22 protein-coding genes and 1 tRNA gene are annotated in these 25,478 nt (G+C 65.4%); 11 read left to right on the forward strand and 12 right to left on the reverse strand.

Annotated features, from left to right (window positions below; all coding sequences use genetic code 11):
• Positions 1-18 precede the first annotated feature (18 nt).
• The 4 genes from ACWIKC_RS01245 to ACWIKC_RS01260 form a co-directional block, all read right to left on the reverse strand.
• A complete protein-coding gene (locus tag ACWIKC_RS01245) occupies positions 19-2,133 on the reverse strand; it encodes a TonB-dependent receptor (protein ID WP_454598330.1) in 2,115 nt (704 codons plus the stop codon).
• A 14-nt stretch (positions 2,134-2,147) separates the two neighbouring features.
• Entirely contained in the window at positions 2,148-2,354 is a 207-nt protein-coding gene (locus tag ACWIKC_RS01250) for a hypothetical protein (RefSeq protein WP_454598331.1), read from the reverse strand.
• Positions 2,351-3,508: a PepSY-associated TM helix domain-containing protein gene (locus tag ACWIKC_RS01255; protein ID WP_454598332.1), complete on the reverse strand. Its 1,158-nt coding sequence runs from the start codon at positions 3,506-3,508 to the stop codon at positions 2,351-2,353. Before ACWIKC_RS01255 ends, ACWIKC_RS01250 begins: the two co-directional genes overlap by 4 nt.
• 73 nt (positions 3,509-3,581) lie before the next feature.
• Positions 3,582-4,604 (reverse strand): GGDEF domain-containing protein, encoded by a 1,023-nt coding sequence (locus ACWIKC_RS01260; RefSeq protein ID WP_454598333.1) that lies wholly within the window; start codon positions 4,602-4,604, stop codon positions 3,582-3,584.
• Positions 4,605-4,819: 215 nt separating this feature from the next.
• Here ACWIKC_RS01260 and ACWIKC_RS01265 point away from each other — a divergent pair, with 215 nt between their 5' ends.
• Positions 4,820-5,368: a pseudouridine synthase gene (locus tag ACWIKC_RS01265; RefSeq protein ID WP_454598334.1), complete on the forward strand. Its 549-nt coding sequence runs from the start codon at positions 4,820-4,822 to the stop codon at positions 5,366-5,368.
• A 4-nt stretch (positions 5,369-5,372) separates the two neighbouring features.
• Here the strand turns inward: ACWIKC_RS01265 and ACWIKC_RS01270 are convergent, their stop codons facing one another.
• From ACWIKC_RS01270 to ACWIKC_RS01280, 3 genes are all read right to left on the reverse strand, one after another.
• The gene (locus tag ACWIKC_RS01270) at positions 5,373-6,521 is read right to left on the reverse strand and encodes a JmjC domain-containing protein (protein WP_454599523.1); all 1,149 of its coding nucleotides are present in this window, start codon (positions 6,519-6,521) and stop codon (positions 5,373-5,375) included.
• Between the two features lie 4 nt (positions 6,522-6,525).
• Positions 6,526-6,792 (reverse strand): hypothetical protein, encoded by a 267-nt coding sequence (locus tag ACWIKC_RS01275; protein ID WP_454598335.1) that lies wholly within the window; start codon positions 6,790-6,792, stop codon positions 6,526-6,528.
• 283 nt (positions 6,793-7,075) lie between these two features.
• Entirely contained in the window at positions 7,076-8,923 is a 1,848-nt protein-coding gene (locus ACWIKC_RS01280) for a hypothetical protein (protein WP_454598336.1), read from the reverse strand.
• A gap of 446 nt (positions 8,924-9,369) precedes the next feature.
• Between ACWIKC_RS01280 and ACWIKC_RS01285 the strand changes: the two genes are divergently transcribed.
• Positions 9,370-11,889, forward strand: a complete 2,520-nt coding sequence (locus ACWIKC_RS01285; RefSeq protein WP_454598337.1) for a CHAT domain-containing protein — start codon at positions 9,370-9,372, stop codon at positions 11,887-11,889.
• A 12-nt stretch (positions 11,890-11,901) separates the two neighbouring features.
• Here the strand turns inward: ACWIKC_RS01285 and ACWIKC_RS01290 are convergent, their stop codons facing one another.
• Together ACWIKC_RS01290 and ACWIKC_RS01295 are read right to left on the reverse strand one after the other, a co-directional pair.
• Positions 11,902-13,839 (reverse strand): TIR domain-containing protein, encoded by a 1,938-nt coding sequence (locus ACWIKC_RS01290; protein ID WP_454598338.1) that lies wholly within the window; start codon positions 13,837-13,839, stop codon positions 11,902-11,904.
• The gene (locus tag ACWIKC_RS01295; protein WP_454598339.1) at positions 13,836-14,276 is read right to left on the reverse strand and encodes a potassium channel family protein; all 441 of its coding nucleotides are present in this window, start codon (positions 14,274-14,276) and stop codon (positions 13,836-13,838) included. Before ACWIKC_RS01295 ends, ACWIKC_RS01290 begins: the two co-directional genes overlap by 4 nt.
• A gap of 223 nt (positions 14,277-14,499) precedes the next feature.
• Here ACWIKC_RS01295 and ACWIKC_RS01300 point away from each other — a divergent pair, with 223 nt between their 5' ends.
• From ACWIKC_RS01300 to ACWIKC_RS01310, 3 genes are all read left to right on the forward strand, one after another.
• Entirely contained in the window at positions 14,500-15,051 is a 552-nt protein-coding gene (locus ACWIKC_RS01300) for a sigma-70 family RNA polymerase sigma factor (RefSeq protein WP_454598340.1), read from the forward strand.
• Positions 15,044-15,790 carry an anti-sigma factor gene (locus ACWIKC_RS01305; RefSeq protein WP_454598341.1) on the forward strand — a complete coding sequence of 249 codons (747 nt, stop codon included), beginning with the start codon at positions 15,044-15,046 and terminating at the stop codon, positions 15,788-15,790. The genes ACWIKC_RS01300 and ACWIKC_RS01305 overlap by 8 nt, the downstream gene beginning before the upstream one ends.
• Positions 15,791-16,021: 231 nt before the next feature.
• Positions 16,022-17,938, forward strand: coding sequence for a hypothetical protein (locus ACWIKC_RS01310; RefSeq protein WP_454598342.1), 1,917 nt, complete (start codon positions 16,022-16,024; stop codon positions 17,936-17,938).
• A gap of 486 nt (positions 17,939-18,424) precedes the next feature.
• On the opposite strand, the gene ACWIKC_RS01315 is transcribed toward ACWIKC_RS01310, so the two are convergent.
• Both ACWIKC_RS01315 and ACWIKC_RS01320 read right to left on the reverse strand, forming a co-directional pair.
• Positions 18,425-18,511 (reverse strand) — tRNA-Leu (locus tag ACWIKC_RS01315).
• Positions 18,512-18,646: 135 nt separating this feature from the next.
• Positions 18,647-19,522 carry an MJ0042-type zinc finger domain-containing protein gene (locus ACWIKC_RS01320; RefSeq protein WP_454598343.1) on the reverse strand — a complete coding sequence of 292 codons (876 nt, stop codon included), beginning with the start codon at positions 19,520-19,522 and terminating at the stop codon, positions 18,647-18,649.
• 164 nt (positions 19,523-19,686) lie between these two features.
• On the opposite strand from ACWIKC_RS01320, the gene ftsE reads away from it, so the two are divergent.
• Genes ftsE through ACWIKC_RS01340 form a run of 4 tightly spaced genes read left to right on the forward strand, consistent with a single transcriptional unit; the run spans position 19,687 to position 22,590 of the window.
• Positions 19,687-20,442, forward strand: coding sequence for a cell division ATP-binding protein FtsE (gene ftsE / locus ACWIKC_RS01325; protein ID WP_454598344.1), 756 nt, complete (start codon positions 19,687-19,689; stop codon positions 20,440-20,442).
• Entirely contained in the window at positions 20,439-21,371 is a 933-nt protein-coding gene (locus ACWIKC_RS01330) for a cell division protein FtsX (RefSeq protein ID WP_454598345.1), read from the forward strand. Before ftsE ends, ACWIKC_RS01330 begins: the two co-directional genes overlap by 4 nt.
• Complete coding sequence (locus tag ACWIKC_RS01335) at positions 21,368-21,898, forward strand: YdcF family protein (protein ID WP_454598346.1); 531 nt, start codon at positions 21,368-21,370, stop codon at positions 21,896-21,898. Before ACWIKC_RS01330 ends, ACWIKC_RS01335 begins: the two co-directional genes overlap by 4 nt.
• 11 nt (positions 21,899-21,909) lie before the next feature.
• On the forward strand, positions 21,910-22,590 hold the full coding sequence (locus tag ACWIKC_RS01340) for a lysophospholipid acyltransferase family protein (protein ID WP_454598347.1): 681 nt from the start codon (positions 21,910-21,912) through the stop codon (positions 22,588-22,590).
• Here ACWIKC_RS01340 and hisC read toward each other — a convergent pair.
• The gene (gene hisC, locus ACWIKC_RS01345) at positions 22,587-23,702 is read right to left on the reverse strand and encodes a histidinol-phosphate transaminase (RefSeq protein ID WP_454598348.1); all 1,116 of its coding nucleotides are present in this window, start codon (positions 23,700-23,702) and stop codon (positions 22,587-22,589) included. The genes ACWIKC_RS01340 and hisC overlap by 4 nt on opposite strands.
• A gap of 68 nt (positions 23,703-23,770) precedes the next feature.
• Between hisC and metX the strand changes: the two genes are divergently transcribed.
• Both metX and metW read left to right on the forward strand, forming a co-directional pair.
• Complete coding sequence (gene metX, locus ACWIKC_RS01350) at positions 23,771-24,862, forward strand: homoserine O-acetyltransferase MetX (protein WP_454598349.1); 1,092 nt, start codon at positions 23,771-23,773, stop codon at positions 24,860-24,862.
• Positions 24,859-25,473 carry a methionine biosynthesis protein MetW gene (metW, locus tag ACWIKC_RS01355; protein ID WP_454598350.1) on the forward strand — a complete coding sequence of 205 codons (615 nt, stop codon included), beginning with the start codon at positions 24,859-24,861 and terminating at the stop codon, positions 25,471-25,473. Before metX ends, metW begins: the two co-directional genes overlap by 4 nt.
• The last annotated feature ends 5 nt before the right edge of the window (positions 25,474-25,478 follow it).

The raw sequence follows: 25,478 nt of genomic DNA on the forward strand, positions 1-25,478 counted from the left end.
CTTTCGCTGGTTTTCCTGTCAGAAATCCGCCGAGATCGACGCCTTGATCGTCCGCGGCGAACCCTGCAAAAGCGCCGCCGAGAAGGCGTCGAAGGCCGAGGCCCAGTAGCGTTCGTTGGCGACATTATCGACCGAGAGCCGCAGCGTGACCGGGATCTCGTTGGCGGCGAAGACATAGCGCGCGCCGAGATCGAAGCGGGTCCAGCTTTCGAGCTCGAGCGTGTTGGCGGCATCGACCCATTGCTCGCCCGTGTGGATGACGCGCCCGGTCAGGGTGAAGCCGGGGGCGAAGGCGAGGTCCCATTCGACATCGGCATTGGCGGTGAAGTCGGGGACGCCGGGCACCTCGCCCCCGCCGATGAGCTCGGCCTCGGTCAGCGCCGCGCCCCCGATCAGCCGCAGGCCGGGTGCGAGCTCGCCATTGGCGGTGAATTCGAGCCCTTCGTGGCGCTGGTCGCCGAGATAGCCGAAGCTGCCATCGGCGAGCAGGCCCTCGCCGGCCCGTTCGATGCGATAGGCGCCCAGGCTGAGGAACATGCCGCCGAGCGCGAACTTGCCGCCGACCTCGTATTGCAGCGTCCGGCGCGGTGCGAGGACCTCGCCCGGATTGGTCACCAGCGCGGGGTCGAGCGGCGCGACCGGACCTTGCTGCAGCCCTTCGATGCGGTTGGCGTAAAGCGAGACCCCGGCGAACGGCTTGACCACCAGGCCGGCGACGGGGGTCACGGCGTTCTCGTCATATTCGGTCGCCAGCGCGCCCGAGATATAGTCGTAGCTCTTCACGTTGAGAGCCTGCAGGCGCAGCCCGCCGGTCAGCAGGATGCGGTCGTCCCACAGCCCGATCGTGTCCGAGGCAAAGGCGCTGGCCACCCGCGTACGGGTGATGGGATAGGGATCGTCGAGATCGCCGCCGACCAGCGTGGATGCGGGCAGCGCGACCTGCGGCGTGTCGTAGATATTGGTGGCGTAACCGGCAAAGCCGGGCCCGTAGAGGAAGTCGTAGGCGTTGCGGTTTACCTGCCAGGCGATATTGCCGCCGAAATTGATTTCCTGCGTGATCGCGCTGCCCAGCTTGACGCGCAGCCCCGCCTCGATCGCTTCGTTGTTGTCGGTGCGCGGCACGAACAGCGCATTGCCATTGGCGGCACCGGTGGTGGCATCGAGCACGGTGATACCGCCATAGATGCCGTCCTCGCGCCCGTCGCGCGCTCCGGCGCGGGCATAGGCCAGCGCGTTGTCGGCAAGATCGTATTCCAGGCTCAGCGTGCCGAAAACATCGGTCAACTCGCTATAGGTGAAATCCTGCGCGTAATTCGCATCGGCTTCGGGCACCGCGGGGATCGTGGTGGTACCCACCGTCACCTTGGGCCGCAGATTGTCGACGCGGATTTCCTGATAGGCGAGGTCGAGCGCGGCGCGAAAGGCGCCGCCATCGTAATCGAGCCCGCCACCGATCACCTGCGTGCGGCGATATTCCTCGTCGATCGCAGTCTCGCCATCGCGATAGGCGCCGTTGATCCGCAGGCCCCACTGGCCGTTCGCGCCGAAGCGCCGCGCGACATCGAAGCTGGCGCCATAGCGCGCGCTTTCGCTGGCGCCGACCGTGACGCGGGTGAGATCGGAATTGCCCGCACGCTTGAGCATGACATTGACGCTGCCGCCCAGCCCGGAGCCGCCCGGAGCGGCGCCGTTGAGGAAGGCGCTGGCGCCGTTCAGCACCTGCACGCTGCCGAACAGTTCGGGCGCGATCAGCTGGCGCGGGGCGATGCCGTAGAGCCCGTTCAGCCCGATATCGTCGCCGAACAGCGGGAAGCCGCGGATCACGAATTGCTCCGCCGCATTGCCGAAGCCGTAGGTTGTGCGGATCGTCGGGTCGTTGTCGAGCACATCGCCCAGCGTCTGCGGCTGCTGGTTGAGGATCAGGCTCTCGTCGAAGGAGCGGATCGTGAAGGGCAGGTCTTCGGCGAGCTTGTCGCCCAGGGCGCCGGCATCGCCGCCATTGACCACTTCGGTGGCGTTCTCCGCCTGCGCGGTGACGACGATCTCTTCGGCCTGTTGCGCAAGCGTGGGCTGGGCGAAGGTCGCAAGCGTGGTGGCGATGGCGAGGGCGGAAACGCGCGGCAGAGGGGACATGGGTCTTTTGCTTTCTATCGAGGGGAAGAGGATGAATCGGGGGTGCGGCGCAGCAGCGCGCCGAGGATCACAAGCGGGGCGAGGCCGAGCAGCACCCAGGCCGCGATATCGCGCGGGCCATCGCCGGTGAGCCCGAGCACCAGCCCGGCGAGCGTCGCGACGCCGAGCGCCAGCGGCCAGGCGAAGATGGTGCGGGTTTTCTGGCGCGAGACGCGGCTCATCCCGGCACCTTCGAGCGCGCGCCGGTACGGATTTCCTCGATGCGGCGCTCGATCGCGCCGGGGCGGCGCCGGAACCACAGCAGCAGCCCGGTCCACAGCACCCAGATCGTCGCCAGCGTCAGCAGCGTCCACACCAGCTTCAGCGGCAGACCGCCGTAATCGCCGAAATGCAGCGGCTTGGAGATCATCAGCGCCTGGTTGAGCGCGGGCATGCTGCGGGCATCGGTCAGCTCGCCGGTGGCGGCGTCGACCAGCGCCGGGGTGAGCAGGTGCTGCGTCACCGGGCGGTCGCCCTGGAAAAAGATCGCGTAGTGATGGCCCGAGGACCAGTCGCCGCCGGGGAAGCCGATGAATTGCGGGCTCTTGCCCGGCAGCGCCGCCTGCGCCGCAGCCATCGCCGCGTCGAGCGAGCCGTAGCGCTCGGGCGGGAGCGGCGCGTCATCGGCATAGGCGGCGGTCATCGCGGCGACCTCGCCATCGCGCCAACCTTCGATCAGCGGATCGGCGAAGGCGTTGATCGCCCCGGTCAGCCCGATCACCGCCATCCAGGCCAGCGCGACCACGCCGAAGAGATTGTGCTGGTCGAGCCGCTCGACCCGCTCGCTGCGGGTCTTGCGCACGGTTCCGAACGACAGCCGCCGCATGAAGGGAGCGTAGAGTACGGTGCCCGAGACCAGCGCGAGCACGAACAGCAGGCCCATCGCGCCCAGCACCCACATGCCGGGCTGGCCAAGGAACATGTCGGTGTGCAACTGCAGCAGGAAGTCCATCAGGGCATTGCCCGGTGCGGGCCCCAGCGAGGCGCCGCTGGCACGGTCGAAGAACAGCAGCGTCATTTCCGAGCCCGGCGCATCGGGCGCGGGGCCCGTGGTGACGGTCAGCAGCGGGCTATCCTGGCTGAAGGCCATGAACAGCGGCACTTCGCCCGGCCGCTCCGCCAGTGCGGTCGCGAGCATCGTGTCGAGCGGGAGGCCGGATTCGGCGGAGGGCGCCCCCGCCAGCGCGCTTTCGGCATCGCCGCCCATCGCGGCGTCGATCTCGTCGTGAAAGATCAGCGGCAGCCCCGTTACGCACAGCATCAGCAGGAACGCCGTGCAAATCAGGCTGCTCCATCTGTGAATCAGATACCAGGTTCGGATCGTGTTGCGGGTCACAAACGGCCAGCTATAGGTGCCGGCCCATCGCGTCAATGAGAATAATTCGCAATAGCAATACTTGGGTTCGGGGTTAGCTTGCCGAGGTCGCCAGGTTCGCCCATCGCGTCGAGAACAGGCGCGCGATTGCGCGAAATCTGGTTCTCCCGCCGATGCCGCGGGCTTTGGCGAGGGCGGTCGAACCGGTAGCCTTGGCATTGTACAGCGCCTCGTCGGCAGCAGCGTACAATTGCTGCGGATCGAATTCGCCATCAATGGCAGGAAAGGCGAGTCCTACCGATACGTTGAGAGGCAGGAATTCACCGTTCCACGGCACGGGACGCAGCAGGCTGGCCATCAGGATCTCCACCGCACGCTCGGTTTCGGCGTGCGAGCGCGAATCGGGCAGGAGCACGGCGAATTCGTCACCGCCGATCCGCGAGACCAGCTGCGCCTGCGGGAAAGCATGGCGAAGCCGCTCCCCCAGTGCGACGAGGCAGGCGTCTCCAGCGGCATGGCCGCGGCTGTCGTTGAGCCGTTTGAAATCGTCCATGTCGAACAGGACCAGCGCGCCGACGGACTCGCTCGGCGCATCGTCTTCGGACTGGTCGAGGAAACGCTGAAACCGGACGCGGTTGGCGACCCCGGTCAGCGGGTCGCATTCCGCCTGCGCCCGCAGCGCTTCCCACCGCGCACGGTCCTCGGTGATGTCCTGCTTCATGCCGAACAGCGTTTCGGATCGGCCATTCGCCCCGCGCGTGGCGGCGGTGATGCGGATCCAGCGCTTGGCCCCATCGGGGCGGATGATGCGCGCATCGAGCGTGAAGCCCGAACGGGAAAGGATCGCCTTCGTGCGCTTGCGTTCCAGTAGCTCGCGCGATTCCTCGCCGAACAGTTCCACCACCGCGCGGCGTTCGGGGGCGTGCTCGCTCGACAGGCCGAAAATATCGAACACGCCATTGGTCCAGGTGAGCCGTTCGCTGGCAAGCTCGCAGGACCAGGCGCCGATAGGAACGAGCGCAGCCGCGTCGTCGTAAAGCTCCATCGGATGCGGACCGTCGTTGTCGGGAAGGGCCAGTACGACCTCCAGATCCCTCCGGGCGGCTATTTGGTTCATCGGTGCGCTTCAGCTCTCATGTTCCAGGTGCGACCCTGGTGCGATTGCCTAGCCACCTTAGCCAGCAGGAGTAAACGGCGGGTTTACCAACAGGGCGGGTTATTGGGGCGGCTGCATCGCGTTATGCGCAAACCTGCCGGCGGCTTGCAACAGGCTTCGCGAAATGGGATCGCACCCGGCGCACGGCACGGCGGCGAGCAGAGGAACGGACGAATATGGCGCAGCTGATCGCCTTCAACAAACCCTATGGGGTACTCTCCCAATTCACCGATCGCGGGTCCGAGACTGCACGGCAGACCCTGTCCGACTTCATCGACCGGCCCGGTGTCTATCCTGCAGGCCGGCTCGACCGCGACAGCGAGGGCCTGCTGCTATTGTGCGACGACGGAAGATTGCAGGCCCGGATCGCCGATCCGCGCTACAAGCTGGCCAAGACCTATCTGGTCCAGGTCGAGGGCGAGCCGGTCGAAGCCAGTCTCGCAGCGCTGCGAGACGGGGTGCGGCTCAAGGACGGAATGACGCGGCCTGCCGGGATCGAGCGGATCGATCCGCCCGAACTGTGGCCGCGCGATCCTCCGATCCGGGTGCGAAAGAGCGTCGCCGACTGTTGGCTGAGGGTGACATTGCGCGAAGGGCGCAACCGCCAGGTCAGGCGGATGACCGCGGCGGTGGGCCACCCCACGCTGCGGCTGGTGCGCTGGTCGATCGGCGAATGGGCGCTCGAGAGTCTTGCGCCGGGACAATGGCGCGAGGTGGAGATATGAGGGCCTATTCCTCGTCGAAAGCCACGCTTCCCATTTCGTGCAGCTCGAGGATCAGTTCGAGGACATCTTCGGCCCCCGCCAGCACCGCATCGACCGACAGACGATCCTGCACGCACAGGCGCTTGGCAAAGCCCGCAGCGGCAGCGCTGCATTCGAACATTTCGCCATCGACGAACAGCGTCAGATTGTCGGCACCCTGACCAATGAAGGAAAAGCGGGTAGCCGGGTTGCGCAGCAGCGGAACGCCCTCTGCGAGGCGGTGCTCCACCTCCTCGCGGCCGAGCGGTTGTTCGGGTTGCCAGTCGATCTCGGGGTTCTTGGGCGCGGTCGTATATTGCCCGAACCAGCGCGCAAAAGCTTCGCGATCCTGGAGCTTCTCGGCGACCATGGCGTGGAGATCGGCGATGGCCTCGGCGGAAATCTCGCCGGGGTTGTCCTGCTGCGACAGGCCCGCATCGCCATAGCGGTCGTCTTCCGCGAGTTCGCCGATCAGGCTCTGCGCCCAGCCCGCTATCAGCTCGCCGCGCGACGGCGCGCGAAAGCCGATCGAATAGGTCATGCAGTCGTCGTCCACCGCGACGCCGTCATGCGCGATGCCGGGCGGGATGTAGAGCATGTCGCCGGGCTCGAGGACCCATTCCGCGACGGGTCGGAAATCGGCCAGCAACCGCAGATCGGGATGCGGCAGGAGCTCGGTCGCGTCATTGCAGGCTGCGCCGATCTGCCAGCGCCGACGTCCCAGACCCTGCACCAGAAAGACGTCGTAATTGTCGAAATGCGGACCCACCCCGCCACCGTGCTCGGCATAGCTCACCATCACATCATCCACCCGCCAGTTCGGGATGAAGCGGAAGCATTCGAGCAGCGCGGCGACCTCGGGCACATGGTGATCGACCGCCTGCACCAGCAGCGTCCACGGATTTTCGCCCAGTTCACCGAAGCGCTCGGCGGGCAGCGGCCCGTTTTCGAGTTTCCAGCTATCGTCGCTTTTGACGACAAGTCGCGATTCGACATCGCCTTCGCATGCCAGCCCCGCCAGTTCGTCGGGTTCGAGCGGATTGTGCCAATCATTCCAAGGGTTGCGAATCAGCAGCGGGCGTTGCTGCCAGTATTCGCGCAGGAATGTGTCGATGTCGAAATTCGACAATTGCATAGTGTCAGCCATCGAACTTTTCCGTCGCCGCCAGCATATCCATCAGATTGCGCGCCGCCTCGCGATCCGCTTCCTTTTCGAAAGACGCCTCGAGATCGGGAGCGGCGCTGAGCAGATAGAGCAGCGACCACAGGGCAAAGCGTTTGCCGCGATCCTGCTCGAGCCCGAAATCCACCTGCATCCGCTCGATCCCCGCTACCAGCGCCCCGGGCTGGATCTCGGCAATCGCGGAGGAGCCGAAGTAGCGGTGCAAGAGATCGTCGAAGTCCATGCCGCGTCGCTAGACCTCTGTCGGCAGGGCGCAAGCCATTGCGCGCGGCAGCACCGTCGCCCGGAGGCGGAAATCGACTTCCGTGATGGACTGCTTGGTGCGCGACGCAGTCGGGAGCGAACCCGTCTCGGCGCCGGATTCCCTGTTTGCAGGGAGTTTACAGGGAACATCATCTTTTTGGCGCCCTCGCGCAGTATCCTGCAGGCTTACTAACCGCAGAATTCCGCGAGAGATCGGCATTTGCCAAGCGCGCAACATGCGAATCCCATCTCGTTGTTTACGGTTAGACCGGCACTGCCACCTTTTTCCCGCTAAAGACGGCCTGCCAGCTTTCGAGTTCGGACATGACCACGGCATCGGCAGTGCGGACGATCTCCGCCACGTCCGAGTAGTGTAGCGCTTCGTCGTGCGATTTTTCCAGTATCTCGATGCGCGCAAGGACGCCTTCGAGACGTTGCGCAGTTACCGTCGAGATATCGGCGAAACGTTCGAAATCGCCGAAATAGCGTATGCCGGCGAGCGCACCTCCGATGGTGGGAAAGGCCACGCCCAGCACGGTGCACCACTTGCCGATCTTTTCGACCAGATCGGCGTCCGCCATCCCGGCGTACTGCAGCGCCGCAAGCACCAGATAGAATGCCACGCTGACGATGGCCGCAGCGAACAGCATTTCCGACACGTGGTCGAGCGAGTGATGTACGCGTGTCAGGCGCCGCGCCTTGGCACGGTGATATTCGAATTGCGGGACGACCAGCATCGCCTTCAGCGCGCGCAGCATCGCGCTCAGCCAGCGGCTGTCGATCGTCGTTTCGGGCAGGCCGACCTCGCGCGCGGCGTGGCGGGCATAGGTCTCGGGCCAGCTACTGTGTTCGCCGCGAGGCCACTCGCCCAGCGGCCGCGCGATGCCCAATGCCAGCATCCACGGACGGCTGCGCAGATATTCCGCCGCGCGCCTGGTCGCAAACCAGCGCGTGTGCAGGTCGAGCTTTCGCGCGCGCCAGGTGTTGAAGACGATCGCCATCAGCACGACGAGTTCGATTGAGGCGAAAATCCATTTATAGCCCGACCCGCCAAGCGGCAGGTACAGAACGCCCGCGATAATGGCGATCGTGCCAAGCAGGAAATTGACGATCATGCTGGACCGATGTCGATCCGACAGGAACGCCGCGATCCCGTCCATCAAGGCAAAGCGCTCGAAAATCCCTACACGGAGGCGGGCGGAAAAGGCCGTATCTTCTGACTCGAGCGCTTCCAACGTGTCGAGAATGTGGCGCGCGCTGCCTTGTGCGATCTCCTCGGGCTTCTCGTATGTTTGCCGGATGGAGGCGAAGCGCGCGGTGCCGCGATTGCCGAACAGCGTTTCGACGCGGCGATAGGCGTGGTATTGAGGTGAACTTGCCGGGCGCCAGGATTCCTCCGCGAGCGCCCGTGCCATTTTCTCTTGGTCTTCACCCACGGCTTCGCAGACCAGGCGTGCCAGTTCACGCTCGCGTTCACCCTTCGTAGTGTCTTCGGCCTCGAGCGCCAGCATCTCGCTTTGCAACAATATGCGCCAGTCGGCAGGACGGGCCGGGTCCACCAACAAGACGGGTATCGAGGCGTTCAGCGCAGTCTTCACCGTGTCCCCGGTACCGCCGAGATTTGCACGGGTTTTGCCATCCCACACTGCGACGATCAGATCCGACTGCTCGATGAGCATGCGGCCAGCTATGGCGAAGCGGCGGCCGAGTTCGAACATGACCGAGGAGTTGAGCGACGCATCGTTTGGAGATCGGGCGTGGGCGCGGACCAGCTCTGCGATAATTTCGTCGCGGTCGGCGATACGGAACACGCGGCCCTGCTTTTCCAGTTCGATCAACGGCGCAAGGCGGGTTGCAACTTGCGCGTCACCGGTGGTCCCGCTTTCGAGAAGATCGTCGGTTGCGTCGCTGGACGCGGGGAGTGCGGCGACTGCGCGGGCGAGGTTTTCGCCGAATGGCTGCGGCACCACGAGATCCCAGCCCCGGGCTACCGCCAATTCCGCACCTGCCTGGTCGCTACCGTCGGCAAGCAGTGTATTCAAGCGGATCGCAAGGTCCGTGCCTGCTGTGCTGGCGGTGCTGTCGATGAGAGCGAAGACATCATCGAGCACACTGCGAAGATAGGAGTCGTCCTGCGGATAAGAGGGGTGTGCCAATCGGTGGCCAGTCAATCCGATGGCCAGATAGCGGTTCGGCGATGAAGGCTTTTTCGAAGTTTTTATAATTATTTCCTAGCCTTGCCATGACCTACTCAAAAATAGCACTTTGTTGATCTATTCTTTATAATGCTGTAAAATATAAGGCGAGGGAGAAATATGATGCCCCACAATCGTGACGATCATGAAGAGCCTCGTACACCCCAAAAAAACGGCGAACCGCCCACACATGACAGCGGGGAAGGCGACGACCCGCAGTCTGCGAAGCGCAAGCGCACGTTTCGCGGAAACGATGGCGATCGGCGGACCTTTCGCGGCAACGACGGCGACCGGTAAATCGATCCTCCAGTCTGTGGACCAGTCATGCGGAAGCGGCTGAATAGTTATGGGCTGACAGTGCGGTGAGCCGCAAGCGCTGGACAATTGCGTTCTCACCTGCAGGCGAAGGCTCTTATCGCCTGGAAATCAGGCGCTCCGGCGCGGTGCATCGCTTCGAGACCAAACTGCCGCCCGACATCTCCGACCTGTGGGAAGAGGCACCAGGACAGGCCGGAACGACGCGTAGTTTCCGCAGTGGCGATGCCGCCGCCCTTTCTGCGGAAGCGCGTTTTTTCCAAGCGGCCGACTTGCCGACGCTCAAGGATATCGGCGAGCGCGTGCTCGATTGCCTGTTCGACCTGAAGAACAGCTCGGAAGGCCCCAAGATTATGGGCGCGCTGGAAGACCGGATTGCTGATAACGAGGGTGTCGAGCTGGAGTTCGACCTGTCGCAGACGGCGGAACTTTCCGGCATTCCCTGGGAATCGCTTTACCTGCGTTCGCGCGACCGCTTCCTTGCCATCGGTACCTCGTCCAACATCGTTCGAAAGCTCGACGCGCAGGCGGAATTGCCTCCGGCGATCGAGCTCCCGATCCGCATCCTCGTGGTGGCGGCCAACCCGAAGGAAGATCTCGAAACCGATGTCGAACTGGGCAACATCCAGCGTCGGATCGAAGAACTGGTTGCTGGTGGCGACACCGAATTCGAAATTGCTTCATTGCCCGATGCGACGCGCGACGACTTTCGACGCAAGGTCAACGAGTGGCAGCCGCATATAATCCATTACATTGGTCACAGCTCCTTCGACGGCGCGGAGGGCTCGCTCTATTTCGAAAGCGAGGAGGAGGGCAAATCGGACCGCGTCAGTGCAGAAGTGCTGCGCAACATGCTGCTTAACCGGCGGCCGTGGCTCGTGGTGCTCAATTCCTGCCAAAGCGGTGCGACATCTCGCGATGCGCCAATGGCCGGGATGGCGCAAAATCTGCTTCAGCGTCTCAACATCCCGTTCGTAGTGGCGATGCAGCAGCCAGTGTCCGACGAGGCCGCGATCAATTTCTCGCAGGATTTCTACACCGCACTGACTTCAGGCGAGACGGTGGCGAGCGCGGTCACGATAGGCCGCTGCGCCATTGCCAATGACGCCGACGAACTGACGCAGTGCGAACTGATCACGCCGGTGCTTTACACTTCAGGCGATGTCGACCGGCTGCAATTTGCCGCCGCGCTCGCGCCGGCTGCAGTTGTTGCCGCCACACCAGCCTCCGTCGCGGCGCCGGCCGACAAGACGACTTTCCTGCAGTCGCTCGATTCCAGCACCAAGACGATTGCCAGCATCGTCGGATCGCTGACCGCCGTCGGCGCCGCGGCCTTCGGGGTATGGCAATGGATGGCGCCGGACACCGACGACACCGCCCCGCCGCAAATCGTCGCGGCTGCTCCCGCAGTGCCGGGACCCGACATGGCCCCGCTGCAGGAAGTGCAGCAGAGCCCGCTCCTCGGGGCGAGTCCCAGTGCCGCCGCCGCGGTGCCCGTTCTGCAGGTTAGGCAGGCTCCGCGCACGCGGTCGCTTGCGCGCACGCGATCGCGCGAGATCGCGCCGCCTGCGGAGCAACAGGGCGCATCTTATACATTGCCCGATGGCAGGGTGGTGTTCGTGCCCGACGGTGGGCCGCTCGCGGTTGAGAGCGCCGCGTCTCCTTCTCCCCCACTTGCATCGCCGCCTCCGCTTCCTCCTCCGCCCTACGCGCTGGGCGATGGCAGCCAGAATGGTCCGGCCGGATATAGCGCTGGGATCATCGGCGGGGGTGCTTTGGCAGGTGGAATCTTCGAACAGCCCGGAGCACCTCCCCCTCTGACCGAGGCAGGCGGCGGCGAAGGATTGGGCGAACCTTATGACAGCGTTTCCGTCCAGCCGCCCGATTACCCGCAGATCTTGCTCTCGATGCAGGATGCGCAGCGTGTGCCGGCGTTCTGCGACGGCCGTGCGTTGACGGTTCGATACGAGCTCGGTTCAACGACGCCCGTGGCGGGGGATCGGAGCCGCTTGCAATCGTTCACCCAGCAGCTGGCCTGTCCGCGGAGCAAGCTCGTGGTCGCCGGCTTTACCGACACCACCGGGTCGGAAAGATTGAACCGGACGGTCTCGCTCGAGCGGGCGATCAAAGTCATCGACGAGCTGCAGCCATTCGGCGACATATTCGTTACCCGCACCGCCAATGGCTATGCCGAGAGCAACCAGGCGGTGACCACGGCCGACGATATCGAAGAAGCCGCCAACCGCCGCGCCGAGGTGTATCTCGATTTCGATTGCCCTGCCGAATTCGAGACCACCAAGACGTTGGTCCCGGGCGAAAGCTATCGGCCAACGGCGGATACGAAACCCTATCCCGGCACGCCCGAGCGGCCCGTGCCGATCGTCGTCGCCTTGCAGCAGCGCGACCTCTCCGGGCCGCCCGATGCCGAAACGCTGGCCTGGCTGCAGGCGACTGCCGAAGCCGTGGGCGATGACATCGGCGCGCCGTCGGGGATGGTCTTCCCGATGATCGTCGGCGGGGCTTGCCTTAAAGACGATCAGGATATGCGGATCGACATCATCTACTGACGGCCGCCCGCTTCAGTCTGGTGGGGTAAAACCCATTCGGCGCAGCAGCGCGACGAAGCGCGATTCCTTTCGCACTCCCGTGAACATCGGGTCGTAGCGCAGCAGCACTAGGCCAGCATCGTTGACCGAGTAGGCTTGTTCGAGGGTGTCCAGCGCTTTGGCGGAACGTCCGGTTTGTGCAAGCACCTGGGCCTGCTGGTACAAGCCGTTGAGCCCGTATTCGCGCTGCAGTTCCTCGAAATTGCGGCGCCCGCCCGCCGTATCTCCCAGCTTGGGAAGGGTCATGGCAAGGCCGGGAAGACGACCAAGCATGCTCGCTTCGGCTTCGTATTCTTGCCTTGCCTCGGAATACCTGCCTTCGAGATACAGCATGTCCGCAAGCAAGCGATGCACCACCCGCATGTCCGGGTTGAGGCGCAGTGCTTCGGCAGCGGCGCTGCGGGCCTTCGCGAAATCCCCCTCGGTAAAATATATCGTCGCCTGCGTTCGGCGGGCGACCGCGTTGAGCGGATCTAGCCTGATCGCGCGGTCGATCGCCTCGTAGGCGCTTTCGAAATCGCCGGTGCGCGCGGCATAGGTGGCGTAGAGCTGGAGGATATCGGAATCGCCCTGGCCCAGGCGGTAAGCTTCCAGCATCGGCTTGCGCGCTGCGGTCGCATCGAGCCGGCCGTTGAACATGACGAAGCCCAGCGCCGCCCGCGCGGCAGCAAGGTCCGGAGCAACCTCGACTGCGCGTTGCGCCGTTTCGACCGCTTCTGCGTAGCTTTCCGCCAGCGGCACCTCGCTGGGGTAGGAATTGGCGATCAGCGTCTGCGTCCGCGCCAGCATCGCCCAGGCCGCACCGTAATCCGGATCGGCTTCCACGGCCGCTTCGAACTGGCGTTGCGCTGCGCGGTCGGTCTCTTCGTCGAGCGCCAAATCGTAAAGCGCCTTGCCGCGCAGGTAGGCATCCAGTGCGACCGGGTTGTCCGTTCCTCCCCGCCGCGATGCCAGCGTGGCATCTTCGCCGACGTGCAGTTGAAGCGCCTTGCCGACCTGTTCGGCAATATCGCTCTGCACGGCAAAGATGTCCTCGAGCGATCGTTCGTACACTTCCGACCAGACGTCGAACCCGGTGCTGCCGTCGATCAGTTGCACCGAGACGCGGACGATCTCGCCTTCCTTCCGGACGCTTCCATCGAGCAGATACCCGACCCCGAGCAAGGCCGCGACATCTTTGGCGCCGGCATCGTCACTTGCCGCTTCTTCGGTCGAGGTTCGCGCAGCCACTTGCAGATCGGCATCCTGACTGAGGACCTGGCGAAGCTCCTCCGACAAGCCGTTGGAGAAGTAATCCTGTTCGGCATCGCCGCTGAGATTGTCGAAAGGAAGGATGGCCAGGCTGCGCTCTTGGATTTCGGGCGAACCGTCGAACCGCATAAAGGCGAAGGTACCGAGGGCCAGCAACAGCACAACGACCACGCCTGCGAGCATCAGCCGCGGGATGTTCTTCACTTTCGCTTGCGACCGGTAATTGCGGTTTGCCAGCAGCGGTGTCGGCGCTCCCGTGCCTCCAACCAGTCTCGCCAACGCATCGCGCACATTGCGAATTTCCGGCGCATCGGCAGAGCCATGCCACGCGGAGAGGTCAACCGACTGGAACTGCCGAAAACCCAGAGGAGGGAGGCTGCCGTCGAGCGACACGGGGACTAGCCTCCCGCGCTCGCGCCCTGATTGCGCCTCGTCGCGGACCCAATGGGAATCCACCGAGCAGGCAGTCCACAGCACCACCACTGCCTTAGCGTGTTCGAGCGCCTGTTCGGTCGTGCGGGTGAAGACCGTGCCCGCCTCCAGCATCCCGTCCCACCAGACCGAGAAGCCCTCGGCCTGGAGGAAATCGATCACCTTGCGCGCGCCCTCTTCGTCGGCACGCGAATAACTGACGAATACGTCCGGCCCTGCTTCGCTCATCGGTGCTTGCTTTGCAGGTGCCAGAACTTTTCCATGTAGAGATAGGTCATCGACGCGGTCCAGCCGACCATGACCAACCCGTTTAGCGCTTCAAGTCCGCTCAACAGGCGCAGCTCACCGGTCGGATAGAGATCTCCGATGCCAAGCGTGGTGTAGCTGGTGATCGAAAAGTAGAATGCGTCGGCGAAATCATGCCCGGCCGGCCCTTCGATCGTGCCGAGCGCGGCCCATTTCTCGAGGAAATGAAAGGCAATGGCGTAGATGAAGACGTGAACGAGGTGTGAGAACAGGGCCGCGGTCAGCATAAAGATGATACGCATGCGTGGGGCCAGACGCAGGTGCGACATGCGCGCAGACGTGATCCGCAAAACTTCGTAATGGACCGCAATGGTCGATGCCAGCAGGAGCACGGCAATGGCGATCGTGACCAGTGTCATACCCCCTAATCTCCTTCTGCAATGTCGAATACAGCAATGTGTTGCTGTTGACCATGCAGATCGCGGAACCTCGGAAGGCCCGAATAATACTGGATTATTCGAAGTCGATATGTGTTGCTCTCGTGGCTTGAGGAGCAAGTGGGCGTGCTGGCTCCATTGCGCCTCAAACCTTGTCGGTTGACACCCGGAACGCATCGCGTCAGCGATCGGGCAAGGGAGCACGATGTCCGATCGCCGGTTGCAACTTGTCGAAGCCATGGCCGGGGTCGCTGCGGGAGACCGGGCGGCGCTCCACACCGTCTATGAAATGACATCGGCCAAGCTGTTCGCGACCATCGTGCGGATCGTGCGCGGGCGCGAGCGGGCCGAGGACCTGCTGCAGGACGTCTATGTCAAGGCCTGGCGCCGCGCCGCGCGGTTCGATCCCGCCAAGGGCAGCCCGATCACATGGCTGTGCACGATCGCCCGCAACACCGCGCTCAACGATCTGCGTCGCGAAAGCCGCAGCGACGAGCTTGCGGGCTCCGAATTGCCCGAAGTGGCCGACGAGAGCGTGCTGCCAGCCGACGATTGGCTGTGCGCCACCGAGGACAGCGAGCAGCTGGCGCGCTGTCTGGAGCAATTGCAGAACGACCACCGCCGCTCGATCAAGCTCGCCTTCTTCGAGGGTTTCAGCCATTCCGAGCTCGCGAGCCGGCTCGATGTCCCGCTGGGCACGATGAAAAGCTGGATCAGGCGTGGACTCGCCGGGCTGAAAGGATGCCTGGGTGGCTGACGCAATCGAACCTGCAGCCGACGACCCCTTCATCCGGGCGGGCGAATATGCGCTCGGCGTGCTCGAGGGCGGCGAACTCGCCCTTGCGCAGCGCGACCTGCTGGCCGATCGCGGTTTTGCCGAGGCGGTCGAATGGTGGGAACACCGCTTTGCCGCCATGGCCGAACAGGCCGGCGATTATCTGCCCTCCGCCTCGGTCTGGCGCGGGATCGAGGCGCGGCTCGATGCGGAAAGCCAGACCGCTTCCACCGAGCCCGTGGCTCTGCCGGCCCGCCGCGCATCGGACTGGAGCCTGGCGGCGCTGCTCGCGGGCGCAGCCATGGCTGCCGCGGCACTGGTCCTGTTCCTCGCCACCCCCCGCCCGGCGGATGTCGTTGCGCCCGATATCGCGGTCGCGCCATCCGAGCAGCTGATCGCCCAATTGCAGGACGCCGAGACCGAGCGCAGGCTGGCGAGCGTCGTGGATGTCGAAAATCGCCGACTGGCGCTGACGATCGCCGGGCTCGAGGCGGAGCCGGGCCGGACCCCCGAATTGTGGGTCATCCCCGCCGGTGGTGCGCCCGTCTCGCTGGGGGCGATCCCCGAGAGCGGCCGGTTCCAGCGCGACCTGTCGGCTGCCGAAAGCGCGCTGCTGGTGGGTGGCGCATCGCTTGCGGTTACTTTCGAGGAGGACACCGGCCTGCGCCACGAGGCGCCGACCCTGCCGATCCTGCTGATCGGAGAACTCGACCAGGTCTGAGCCTTCAGGCGAATGATTGTCTCGCAATCTCAGGCGTTTGCTTTCCATGCGAATTAATTTTTCCGGGCGCTGCATCTGCTGCGGCACCTGCGGGGTAGCTGGGCACGTCTTCTTCGAAAGAAGGCAGCCGAGACCCGTGGGTTTTCGCGCAGCATGGCCTGTTCCGGCCTTGCTGGGGGAGGGGATGTCCCGCGTCGATCGGCTTTCTGGTCCCTATGGAAGGAAAGCACTATGAAGATCACAACCAACGGCCGTCTTGCGGCAACGCTGCTGGCGGGCACCGCCATGTTTGCCTTTACCGCTCCGGCGCAGGCCGATCCGACCCCCGAGTGCAATGATTCTGAAATCAATGCCACCGAATGCGGCACCGACGCCACCGCGACCGCCGCTGGCGCGACCGCCGTCGGCAATGGTGCGGTCGCCGATGGCGTCGACGCCGTCGCCGTGGGCAGCGACGATGCGGGCGCCGCTCCGGCAACCGCGACGGGTCCCTCGACCACCGCAATCGGCGGCGAAAGCCTCGCCAGCGGACCCGGCGCCACCGCGCTCGGCTGGCGCGCCGTAGCCAATGCCGAACGCGCCACCGCGCTTGGCCATCTTGCCACCGCGCAGGGTGTCCGCTCGACCGCAATTGGCGAGAACGCCGATGCGCAGACCGATTTCAGCACCGCCATCGGCAATGAATCGATCGCCAACGGGATCGACGCATTGGCCGTCGGCGACACCGCTGTCGCCATGGGCAATTCGACGACCGCCGTCGGCGGCGAGAGCGTCGCGATGAACCCGGGCTCGAGCGCCTTCGGGTGGCAGGCACGGGCGACCGGTGAACGGTCGACCGCGATCGGCCATCTGGCGCAATCGGGAGGCTTCGCGTCGACCTCGATGGGTGAAGCGGCCGCGGCGCTTGGTCGCGGCGGCATTGCCATCGGCGGCAACACCGACGGCGGTGCCTTTGGTGCGCTGGCGACCGACGATGCCGGCATTGCGCTGGGCAGCGATTCCGAAGCGCGGCAAGTCGGCGCGATTGCCATCGGCAGCGATGCGGATGGTGATGGCGACGGTGCGGTTGCAGATGGCATAGATGCGTTGGCGCTGGGTGCAGATGCCATCGCCACAGGAAACTCGACCACCGCGCTGGGCGGTGAAAGCCTTGCCAACACGCCGGGCTCGACTGCAATCGGCTGGCAGGCGCGGGCAACGGGTGCGATGGGAACCGCGGTCGGCCACCAGTCCACGGCTTCGGGCGATCAGAGCTTCGCCGGTGGTGAGGATTCGGTCGCATCGGGCAGCAATTCGGTCGCCATCGGCAATACCGCACAGGCAACCGGCGGCGATTCGATCGCCATTGGCGGTAATCGCGACGGCGCCACCGGGTTCTCAACCGTAGCAAGCGGACCTTCGACCACGGTGGTCGGCGGACAGTCTTCGGCGATCGGGGCGGGTGCCACCGCCTATGGCTGGCGTGCCAACGCCACCGCCGAGCGTGCCACCGCGCTGGGCCACCTCGCCACCGCATCGGGCGTTCGCTCGGTCTCGGTCGGTGAAGGCGCCACCGCAAGCGGCGCCGGTTCGATCGCCATGGGCAATCTGGCGGCCGCCTCGGGTGTGAACTCGGTTGCGATCGGCAATGGCGCCACCGCCACCAATGACGGTCAGGTCGTGGTCGCCTCGCTGGGTGCCAGCAGCACTTCGCAGGTCGGTCCGATCGCGGTGGTGACTGCCGATGCCAACGGCACGCTGGGGGTCAGTTCCTCCTCCGGGCTGAGCAACCTCGCGCGCTTCTCCGACGTGCAGGCCAATAGCGCCGCCATCGCCGGTAATTCCATGCTGATCGCAGGCAATTCCAGCGCCATCATGGACCTCCAAGACCGCCAGACGGTCCTGTTCGATCTGGCAGCGGAGAACAACACCCAGGCCCGCCGCGCCAATGAAGGCGTGGCACTCGCCCTGGCGATGGAATCGCCGGTCATCATGCCGGGCAAGACCTTCGGCGTGGCCGGCGGCTTCGGCTATTACAACGACCGCGTCGCGGGCTCGGCCTCCTTCGGTTTGCGGGTCAGCGAAAGCACCGCGGTGACCGGTGGCATCGGGGTCGGCTTCGACTCGGGCGAGGTCGGCGCGCGCGCCGGTTTCCAGGCTTCCTGGTAAGCCGCGCACCGGTTCGAGGGCATTCCTGCGGACCAGGAAGGGAGGGGGCGGGGCATCATGCTCCGCCCCCTTTCTAGTCGAATTTGTGGACGTCCCTTCAGAGCCAGATTTCAGTGCGATCGGCGAGCAGACCCCCCAGTATCGAAGGTGCCGTTCGTATGGTTGAGTCCCAATTAACAGCGCTATCTCGGCTATCGGGGATTAAGCTGGCTTGCCTAGAGGCCGCTTTTGGGGTCCACTCCTATCGGCTTGAACGGCGACAGATGGGCGCAAAGCAGCCGCTCTGGCGCATACTCACTATCGACATTCCAGTCTTATTTCCAAAGCGAGAGACTTTGCCTCAAGCAGCGAAGCGTTTGCTCGATATCGCTCCGCGATCTCTGACTGCACTATTTGTAGGAGAAGGGCTGAGCGGCCTCAGGAACGGGCGGCCTAAGCCGGTAAAGGGCACAGCTTGTGCCGATGCAGTCTCACTCAAGGACTGTTTGGTGCGGTCGAGAAGACTCGAACTTCCACGGCCTTGCGGCCACAACGACCTCAACGTTGCGCGTCTACCAGTTCCGCCACGACCGCACATGATCGAAGGAGCCCATTGTGGCCCCCGCGTTGGTAGGAGCGCGCCCCTAGCAGGGGGTTTTCGGGGCCGCAAGCGTTTTGGCTGCGCCCGCTGCAAACCGGCTTGGAAGCGCCGAACTTAGGACGCTCCGTCTAGCGCGGGGCCCAGCCGATATCGGCGTAGACCGCAGGCTTGGGCACGTCGGTGGTCGCCTCGTTGATGGTCATCGATTCGCCGGGTGCGAGGCTGTCCTGCGGCGGCATGATTTCCCAGCTGTAGACGATCCGGTCGCGCGCATCGCGCAGCACGATCAGGATCGGTGGCACCGCTCGCGTCTCGCGCGCGGTGTTGGTGACGATGATCCGGGCGCCGAAATACTCGGTGCCATTGGCGAGCGTGCGGCGTTCCTGCTCCTCTTCCGGAAACTCGATCTGCAGATCGGGAGCACCGACGCCGTAGAGCGGCTTGTTGACGGGAAACCAGTCGGGCGCGCCGAAATAGCTCACCGCAACCACTGCCCCGAGCGCCAGCGCCGCGAAGATGCCCGCGGCCCAGGTCCACAGCTTCACATAATTGCGGCGCGGCTTGAACGGCGGCTCGGAATCGAATTGCGAAGCACCCTCGTCGAACACCGGGGTGGAGCGCCGCGTCGCGCGCAGATCGTCATAGGGGGGATCGCCCTCGTCGAAGCTCGGCCCGCCGGCCGGATCATCGACCGGATCGCTGGTGCCCTCCAGATCGTCGTAAACCCGCGGCCGCGCCGTAGTCACCTCGCGCGGCGGGGGTGGCTGCGGCGCAGCAGCAACCGGCGCTTCCTCGCCGATATGCGGACGGGCCTCGACCGGAGGAGGCGCGGGTGCAGGCGTCGGCGCCGGTGCCTCGGGGGCTTCGGCGGGTCTCTCGACCGCGGGTCCGTCTTGGTACCAGCTGTGCTTGCATTTGGCGCAACGGACCGTGCGACCGTCCACGCCGATCGCGCTATCGGGCACGACGTAGCGGGTGGAACAGGCGGGGCAGGCGATGATCATTACACCCGGCCTTAGGCCGGTGCACGAATCGCAACAAGTGCGACAGCTGTCGGCAATCGGACCTCTGGGCTTTTTTCCACACCGGTGCGCGGCTATATCACCGGTCAGATGGGCATTTCCGGCATTTTCGCGGCGTTGGGGCGCCTTTTCGCTGGAACCGGCGCGTGAGCCGATCCGAAGAGGAAATCGTCCGCTTCGACAACGTGGGCCTGCGCTATGGCACCGATAAGGAGGTGCTGAGCAACATCGCCTTCAGCCTCTATCCCGGACGGTTCTACTTTCTCACCGGAGCGAGCGGGGCTGGCAAGACCTCGCTGCTGCGGCTGCTCTATCTTGCGCAGCGCCCCTCGCGTGGCGCGATCCGCATGTTCGGGCGCGATGTCATCACCCAGCCGCGCGAGAAGCTGCCTTCGTTCCGGCGGCGGCTGGGGGTCGTGTTCCAGGATTTCCGGTTGGTCGAGCACCTTTCGGCGTTCGACAACATCGCGCTTCCCCTGCGGGTCTCGGGCGTGCGCGAGGCGGATGTGCAGAAACCGGTGGCGGACATGCTCGACTGGGTGGGACTGGGGAACCGCGCCAATGCGCGCCCGGCGACGCTCTCGGGCGGCGAGCAGCAGCGCGTCGCCATCGCCCGCGCGGTGATCGCCCGGCCCGATCTGCTGGTCGCCGACGAACCGACCGGCAACGTTGACCCTGAAATGGCGCTCAAGCTCATTCGCCTGTTCGAGGCGCTCAACCGGCTGGGGACCACGGTGGTGGTGGCGACCCACGATGTTCACCTGCTGCGCAAGGTCCCGGATTCGCTTATAATGCGGCTCGACAAGGGGCAGCTTTCCGATCCCACCGGGGCGCTGCGCTATCCGCCGCGCAACCCGATGCCCGCATCGCCCCCCAACGCGCCAAGGGACGGTCGGCGATGAGCAAGCCCCCGGTCATGGCGCGCGCGGTCGAACGCGGGCTCGCGCCGCTCATCGGCCGCCGTGCCTCGCATCTGCTGCCGCGCGCGCGGCTGGGTGGGCCGATGCCCTGGGTGATCGCGATCATGGTGGCGCTGACCGTGCTGGCCGCAGGCGGCGCGCTGGCGTTGACCAATCTGGTGGATCGCGCCCGCGCGGACCTGGCGGGTGGTGTCACGGTGCAGATTGTCGAGGCCGATCCGGTGCTGCGCGCTGCCCAGGCTGATCGCGCAATGGCGACGTTGCGCGACCACCCCGGTGTCGCCGATATGCGCCGCGTACCGCAGGCGGAACTGGAAGCGCTGATCGAACCCTGGCTCGGCGGTGGTGTGCGCAGCGAGGTCGTGCCGCTGCCCGCGCTGATCGATGTGCGGCTCGATGGCGAGGTGAGCCAAGCGTCGCTCGACAACTTGCGCAGCGCGCTCGCCGAAGTGGCGCCCGATGCGCGGATCGATGCCCAGTCCGACTGGCTCGGCCCGGTGTTCAGCGCCATCGCGGCCTTGCGCTGGCTGGCGATCGGTCTGATCGCGCTGCTCGCCTTCACCAGCGCTGCCGCGGTCTGGCTCGCGGCGCGCAATGCGCTCAACGCCAACCGGTCGACCATCGAGGTGGTCCATCTGCTCGGCGGCACCGATGGCCAGATCGCTCGGATATTCCAGCGCTCGGTGCTGATCGACGCCGCGCTGGGCGGGGTCGTCGGGTTGGTGCTGGGCGCAATCGCGCTCACCATCCTCGGGGCGCAATTCGCCGCGCTCGACGCCGGGCTGGTCCAGGGCGGCGGGCTGGGCGGCTTCGACTGGCTGCTGATGGCGGTGGTCCCCTTCGCCGCAGTCGCAATCGCCTTGCTCACCGCGCGGATGACGGTAATGGCCTCGCTGAGGAAAATGTTGTGATCCTGCGCTTTGCTGCCTTTCTTTTGCTCATCTACGCGCTGGGCTTCGTCGGTTTCGCGGTGACGCTGCCGCAGCCGCTGGGCGATGTCCAAACCGATGCGGTGGTGGTGCCGACAGGCGGGTCGGGCCGGATCGCGCGCGGGCTGGATGTAGTCCGCGCGGGCAAGGCGCGACAGATGTTCGTCTCGGGCGTCGACCCCGAGGTCAAACCGCAGGAATTCGCCACCGAGTTCGACGTAACCGGACGGGAAATGGAATGCTGCGTCACGCTCGGCTTTCTGGCGGTGGATACCCGCTCCAACGCCGGCGAAGTCGCGCAATGGGTCACCGAGAACGAGGTCGAGAGCCTGCGCCTCGTCACCACCGATTGGCACATGCGCCGCGCCTCGGGCGAGATCCGCGGTGCGATCCCCGATAATGTCGTGATCTACGAGGACGCGGTGCCTTCCAGCCCCGATCTCCAGCAATTGTTCCTCGAATACAACAAGCTGCTGGCATCGTCGGTTTCTCAGGGCATGCCCGCCTGAGGGGCCGGACCATGCTGCTGCTGCGCAACATCGCCTTCTACCTGGCCTTCTACCTCGGCTCGATCGTGGTGACGAGCGGCACGCTGCTGGCGCTGCCGTTCAGCCACGAACTGTTCCGCAAGCTCGTTCACGCCTGGAGCGCATGGCACCGCTGGTGCGTGGTCCACCTGCTGGGTTGCGAGGTGGTGATCGAAGGCGAGGCGCCCACCGAACCTGTTCTCTACGCGGTCAAGCACGAGAGCTTCTTCGAGGCGATCGACACCCCCAAGCTGTTTCCGTTGCCTGCGGTGTTCGCCAAGGAAGAGCTGTTCAAGATCGTCGGCTGGGGCCGCGCGGGGCGCGCCTACGGGCTCATTCCCGTGGCCCGCGGGGCCGGTGCACGGGCGCTGATCGGGATGATCCGAGAGGCGAAGCGAATGGCGGCGAGCGGGCGGCCGCTGGTGATTTTTCCCGAGGGTACCAGGGTGCCGCATGGCGAGCGGCGAGGGCTGCAGGCGGGGTTCGCGGGTTTGTACAAGGCGCTTGGCCTGACGGTGATACCGGTCGCGGTGGACAGCGGTCCGCTCTATCATCGCGGTCTCAAATTGCCCGGGCGGATCACCTATCGCTTCGGCGAGGCGATTCCGCCGGGTCTCGATCGGCAGGACGTCGAAGCGCGCGTGCTCGATGCGATCAACGCGCTCAATTCCTAGGCCGCGGCTTCGGCCTCGCGACGCAGCACCGCGGCAATCATGTCCATGTCCTCGTCGCTGCCGATGGTGATCCGCAGCGCCTGGGGCAGGCCCTGTCCAGGCAGATGGCGCACCGCGTACCCAGCCTCGGCCAGCGCCGGCAAAGCCCGCTCTGCGGTCAGCGCGCCTTCGAACAGCACCAGCAGAAAATTGGCCTTGCTCGGCACCGCGCGCAGGCCGCGATTGCCCAGCGCTTCGACCGCTTCGGTAAAGCGCGCCAGACCGGCGGCATTCGCGGCGCGCGAGCGGTCGACGAATTGCTGGTCGCTGACCGCCGCGCGCGCCGCGACCTGGCCGCTGACGGTTACGTTGAACGGCCCGCGGATGCGGTTGAGCGTGGCGATCAGCCCCGGCGAGCCGGTTGCCCAGCCGATCCGCTCGCCCGCCAGCCCGTAGATTTTCGAAAAGGTCCTGGTGACCAGCACATTGTCATGCGCCGCCGCCAGCTCCAGCCCGCCATCGTCCTCTTCGGCCTGCAGATATTCGGCATAGGCCTGGTCGAGCACGAACAGCACGTCGCGCGGTAGCCCGTCATGCAGCCGCGCCACTTCGGCGGCGGGCAGGCAGGTGCCGGTGGGGTTGTTGGGATTGGCGACAAAGACCACGCGGGTGGCGGGCGTCACCCCCGCGAGCAGCGCATCGACATCCGTACCATAGTCGCGGTCGGGCGCCTCGACCGGGGTGGCGCCGCAGCGCCGCGCGGCGATGTCGTAGACCGAGAAGCTGTAGCGGGAGAAAAGCACCTCGTCGTCTCGCCCGGCATAACCCTGCGCGGCGAGATTGAGCAGTTCGTCCGAACCCGTGCCGCAGACGATGCGCTCAGGGTCGATGCCGTGCAGTCCGCCGATGGCTGCGCGAAGCTCCGCCGCGTCGGGATCCGGATAGCGCGCCCCGGAGCTGACCGCTGCCATGGCGTCGACAGCCGCGGGGCTGCAACCCAGCGGGTTCTCATTGGCCGAGAGCTTGATCAGCTCGCGTCCATCCGCACCGGTCGCCCGGCCGGGGACATAGGCGTGGATCGCCTGGATCCAGGGTTTTGCTGTGGGGCTGGAGGCGGGATTGGCTTCGGTCATTTCAGCTTGGGCGCATTAAAGCTTTTCGCGGCTTCGACAAGCGCGACTCCGGGCGATAAGGGAGGCCGGTGACCGAAACCTATCGCTCCTCGACCCTGCAGGTGCCGCTCGCTCTCGATGGCGGCGGCGTTCTGACGGATGTGACCGTCGCCTACGAGACCTATGGCACGCTGGCGCCCGACCGTTCCAACGCCATCCTGCTGTGCCACGCGCTGACCGGCGACCAGTTCGTCGCCAGCGCGCATCCGGTCACGGGCAAGCCGGGCTGGTGGGCGCGGATGGTCGGGCCGGGCAAGCCGATCGATACCGACCGCTATCATGTCATCTGCGCCAATGTGATCGGCAGTTGCATGGGCTCGACCGGCCCCGCCAGCCTTGCGCCCGATGGCGAACCCTATGCCATGCGCTTCCCGGTGATCACCATCCGCGACATGGTCCGCGGGCTGGTCGGCCTGCTCGACACGCTAGGGATCGAGCGGCTGCACGCGGTGGTCGGCGGCTCGATGGGCGGGATGCAGGCGCTCAGCCTTGCCGCCAATTGGCCCGAGCGCGCCGCGCGGGTGCTCGCCATCGCCACCACCGCGCGGCATTCGGCGCAGAACATCGCGTTCCACGAGGTCGGGCGGCAGGCAATCATGGCCGATCCCAATTGGCGCGACGGCAATTATTACGGGCATGAGGAGCGCCCCGCAGCGGGTCTTGCGGTGGCGCGGATGGCGGCGCACATCACCTATCTCTCCGAAGACGGGCTGACCGAGAAATTCGGTCGTCGCCTGCAGGACCGCACCGAGAAGACCTTCGGCTTCGACGCCGATTTCCAGGTCGAGAGCTATCTGCGCTATCAGGGCAGCGGCTTCACCAAGCGTTTCGATGCCAACAGCTATCTCTATATCACCCGGGCGATGGACTATTTCGATCTCGGCGAAGAGCATGGTGGCAAGCTTGCCCAGGCTTTCGCCGGGACCGATGCACGGTTCTGCCTTGTCAGCTTCGACAGCGACTGGCTCTATCCCACCGCAGAAAGCCGGCATGTCGTCCATGCGCTCAACGCGGCGGGCGCGCCGGTCAGCTTCGTCGAATTGTCCGCACCTTTCGGGCATGACAGTTTCCTGCTCGACGTTCCCGCACTCGACCGGGTGGTGAGAGGGTTCCTCGAATGAACTCCGCTCCCAGCCCCTCTTCCGACCTTCGCGCCGATCTCGCGGTGATCGCTGCGCATATCGAACCGGACACCCGGGTGCTCGACGTCGGCTGCGGCGATGGTGCGCTGATGGCCGCGCTGCTGGGCAAGGGCTGCGATGTCCGCGGGATCGAGATCGACGGCGCGCTGGTGGAGACCTGCGTCGCGCGCGGGCTCAGCGTGGTGCAGGGCGATGCCGACCGCGATCTGGTCGATTATCCCGATCGCGGCTTCGATTACGCCGTGCTCAGTCAGACGCTGCAAACCGCCGAGCGGCCCGATCTGATGCTGTCCGAGCTGGTCCGCGCCGGACGCCGCGCCTTCGTCAGCTTTCCCAATTTCGCCTATTGGCGGATGCGCTGGGCGCTGCTGCGCCACGGCCGGATGCCGGTGACGCGCCACCTGCCGGTGAGCTGGTACGCGACGCAGAACATCCATCATGTGACGGTCCATGATTTCGAGGCGCTCGCGCAGGAGCTGGGGCTGGCGATCGAACGTCGCTGGTTTTTCACCGATGCCCGCGAACTGGGCCCGGCTGGCGCCAACTGGCGGGCCGAATACGCGGTTTTCGAGGTGAGCGGCGGAAGCTGACGGGG

It is taken from the genome of Qipengyuania sp. SM2507 (assembly GCF_053714505.1).

Excerpts from the sequence above, each read along its gene's own strand:
- ACWIKC_RS01290 (WP_454598338.1), bottom strand. The coding sequence starts at position 13,839 with ATGAGCGAAGCAGGGCCGGACGTATTCGTCAGTTATTCGCGTGCCGAC.
- ACWIKC_RS01300 (WP_454598340.1), top strand. The coding sequence starts at position 14,500 with ATGTCCGATCGCCGGTTGCAACTTGTCGAAGCCATGGCCGGGGTCGCT.
- ACWIKC_RS01310 (WP_454598342.1), top strand. The coding sequence starts at position 16,022 with ATGAAGATCACAACCAACGGCCGTCTTGCGGCAACGCTGCTGGCGGGC.
- ACWIKC_RS01250 (WP_454598331.1), bottom strand. The coding sequence starts at position 2,354 with ATGAGCCGCGTCTCGCGCCAGAAAACCCGCACCATCTTCGCCTGGCCG.
- ACWIKC_RS01340 (WP_454598347.1), top strand. The coding sequence starts at position 21,910 with ATGCTGCTGCTGCGCAACATCGCCTTCTACCTGGCCTTCTACCTCGGC.
- ACWIKC_RS01275 (WP_454598335.1), bottom strand. The coding sequence starts at position 6,792 with ATGGACTTCGACGATCTCTTGCACCGCTACTTCGGCTCCTCCGCGATT.
- ACWIKC_RS01320 (WP_454598343.1), bottom strand. The coding sequence starts at position 19,522 with ATGATCATCGCCTGCCCCGCCTGTTCCACCCGCTACGTCGTGCCCGAT.
- ACWIKC_RS01295 (WP_454598339.1), bottom strand. The coding sequence starts at position 14,276 with ATGACACTGGTCACGATCGCCATTGCCGTGCTCCTGCTGGCATCGACC.
- ACWIKC_RS01330 (WP_454598345.1), top strand. The coding sequence starts at position 20,439 with ATGAGCAAGCCCCCGGTCATGGCGCGCGCGGTCGAACGCGGGCTCGCG.
- ACWIKC_RS01260 (WP_454598333.1), bottom strand. The coding sequence starts at position 4,604 with ATGAACCAAATAGCCGCCCGGAGGGATCTGGAGGTCGTACTGGCCCTT.
- metW (WP_454598350.1), top strand. The coding sequence starts at position 24,859 with ATGAACTCCGCTCCCAGCCCCTCTTCCGACCTTCGCGCCGATCTCGCG.
- ACWIKC_RS01265 (WP_454598334.1), top strand. The coding sequence starts at position 4,820 with ATGGCGCAGCTGATCGCCTTCAACAAACCCTATGGGGTACTCTCCCAA.
- ACWIKC_RS01245 (WP_454598330.1), bottom strand. The coding sequence starts at position 2,133 with ATGTCCCCTCTGCCGCGCGTTTCCGCCCTCGCCATCGCCACCACGCTT.
- ACWIKC_RS01270 (WP_454599523.1), bottom strand. The coding sequence starts at position 6,521 with ATGCAATTGTCGAATTTCGACATCGACACATTCCTGCGCGAATACTGG.
- hisC (WP_454598348.1), bottom strand. The coding sequence starts at position 23,702 with ATGACCGAAGCCAATCCCGCCTCCAGCCCCACAGCAAAACCCTGGATC.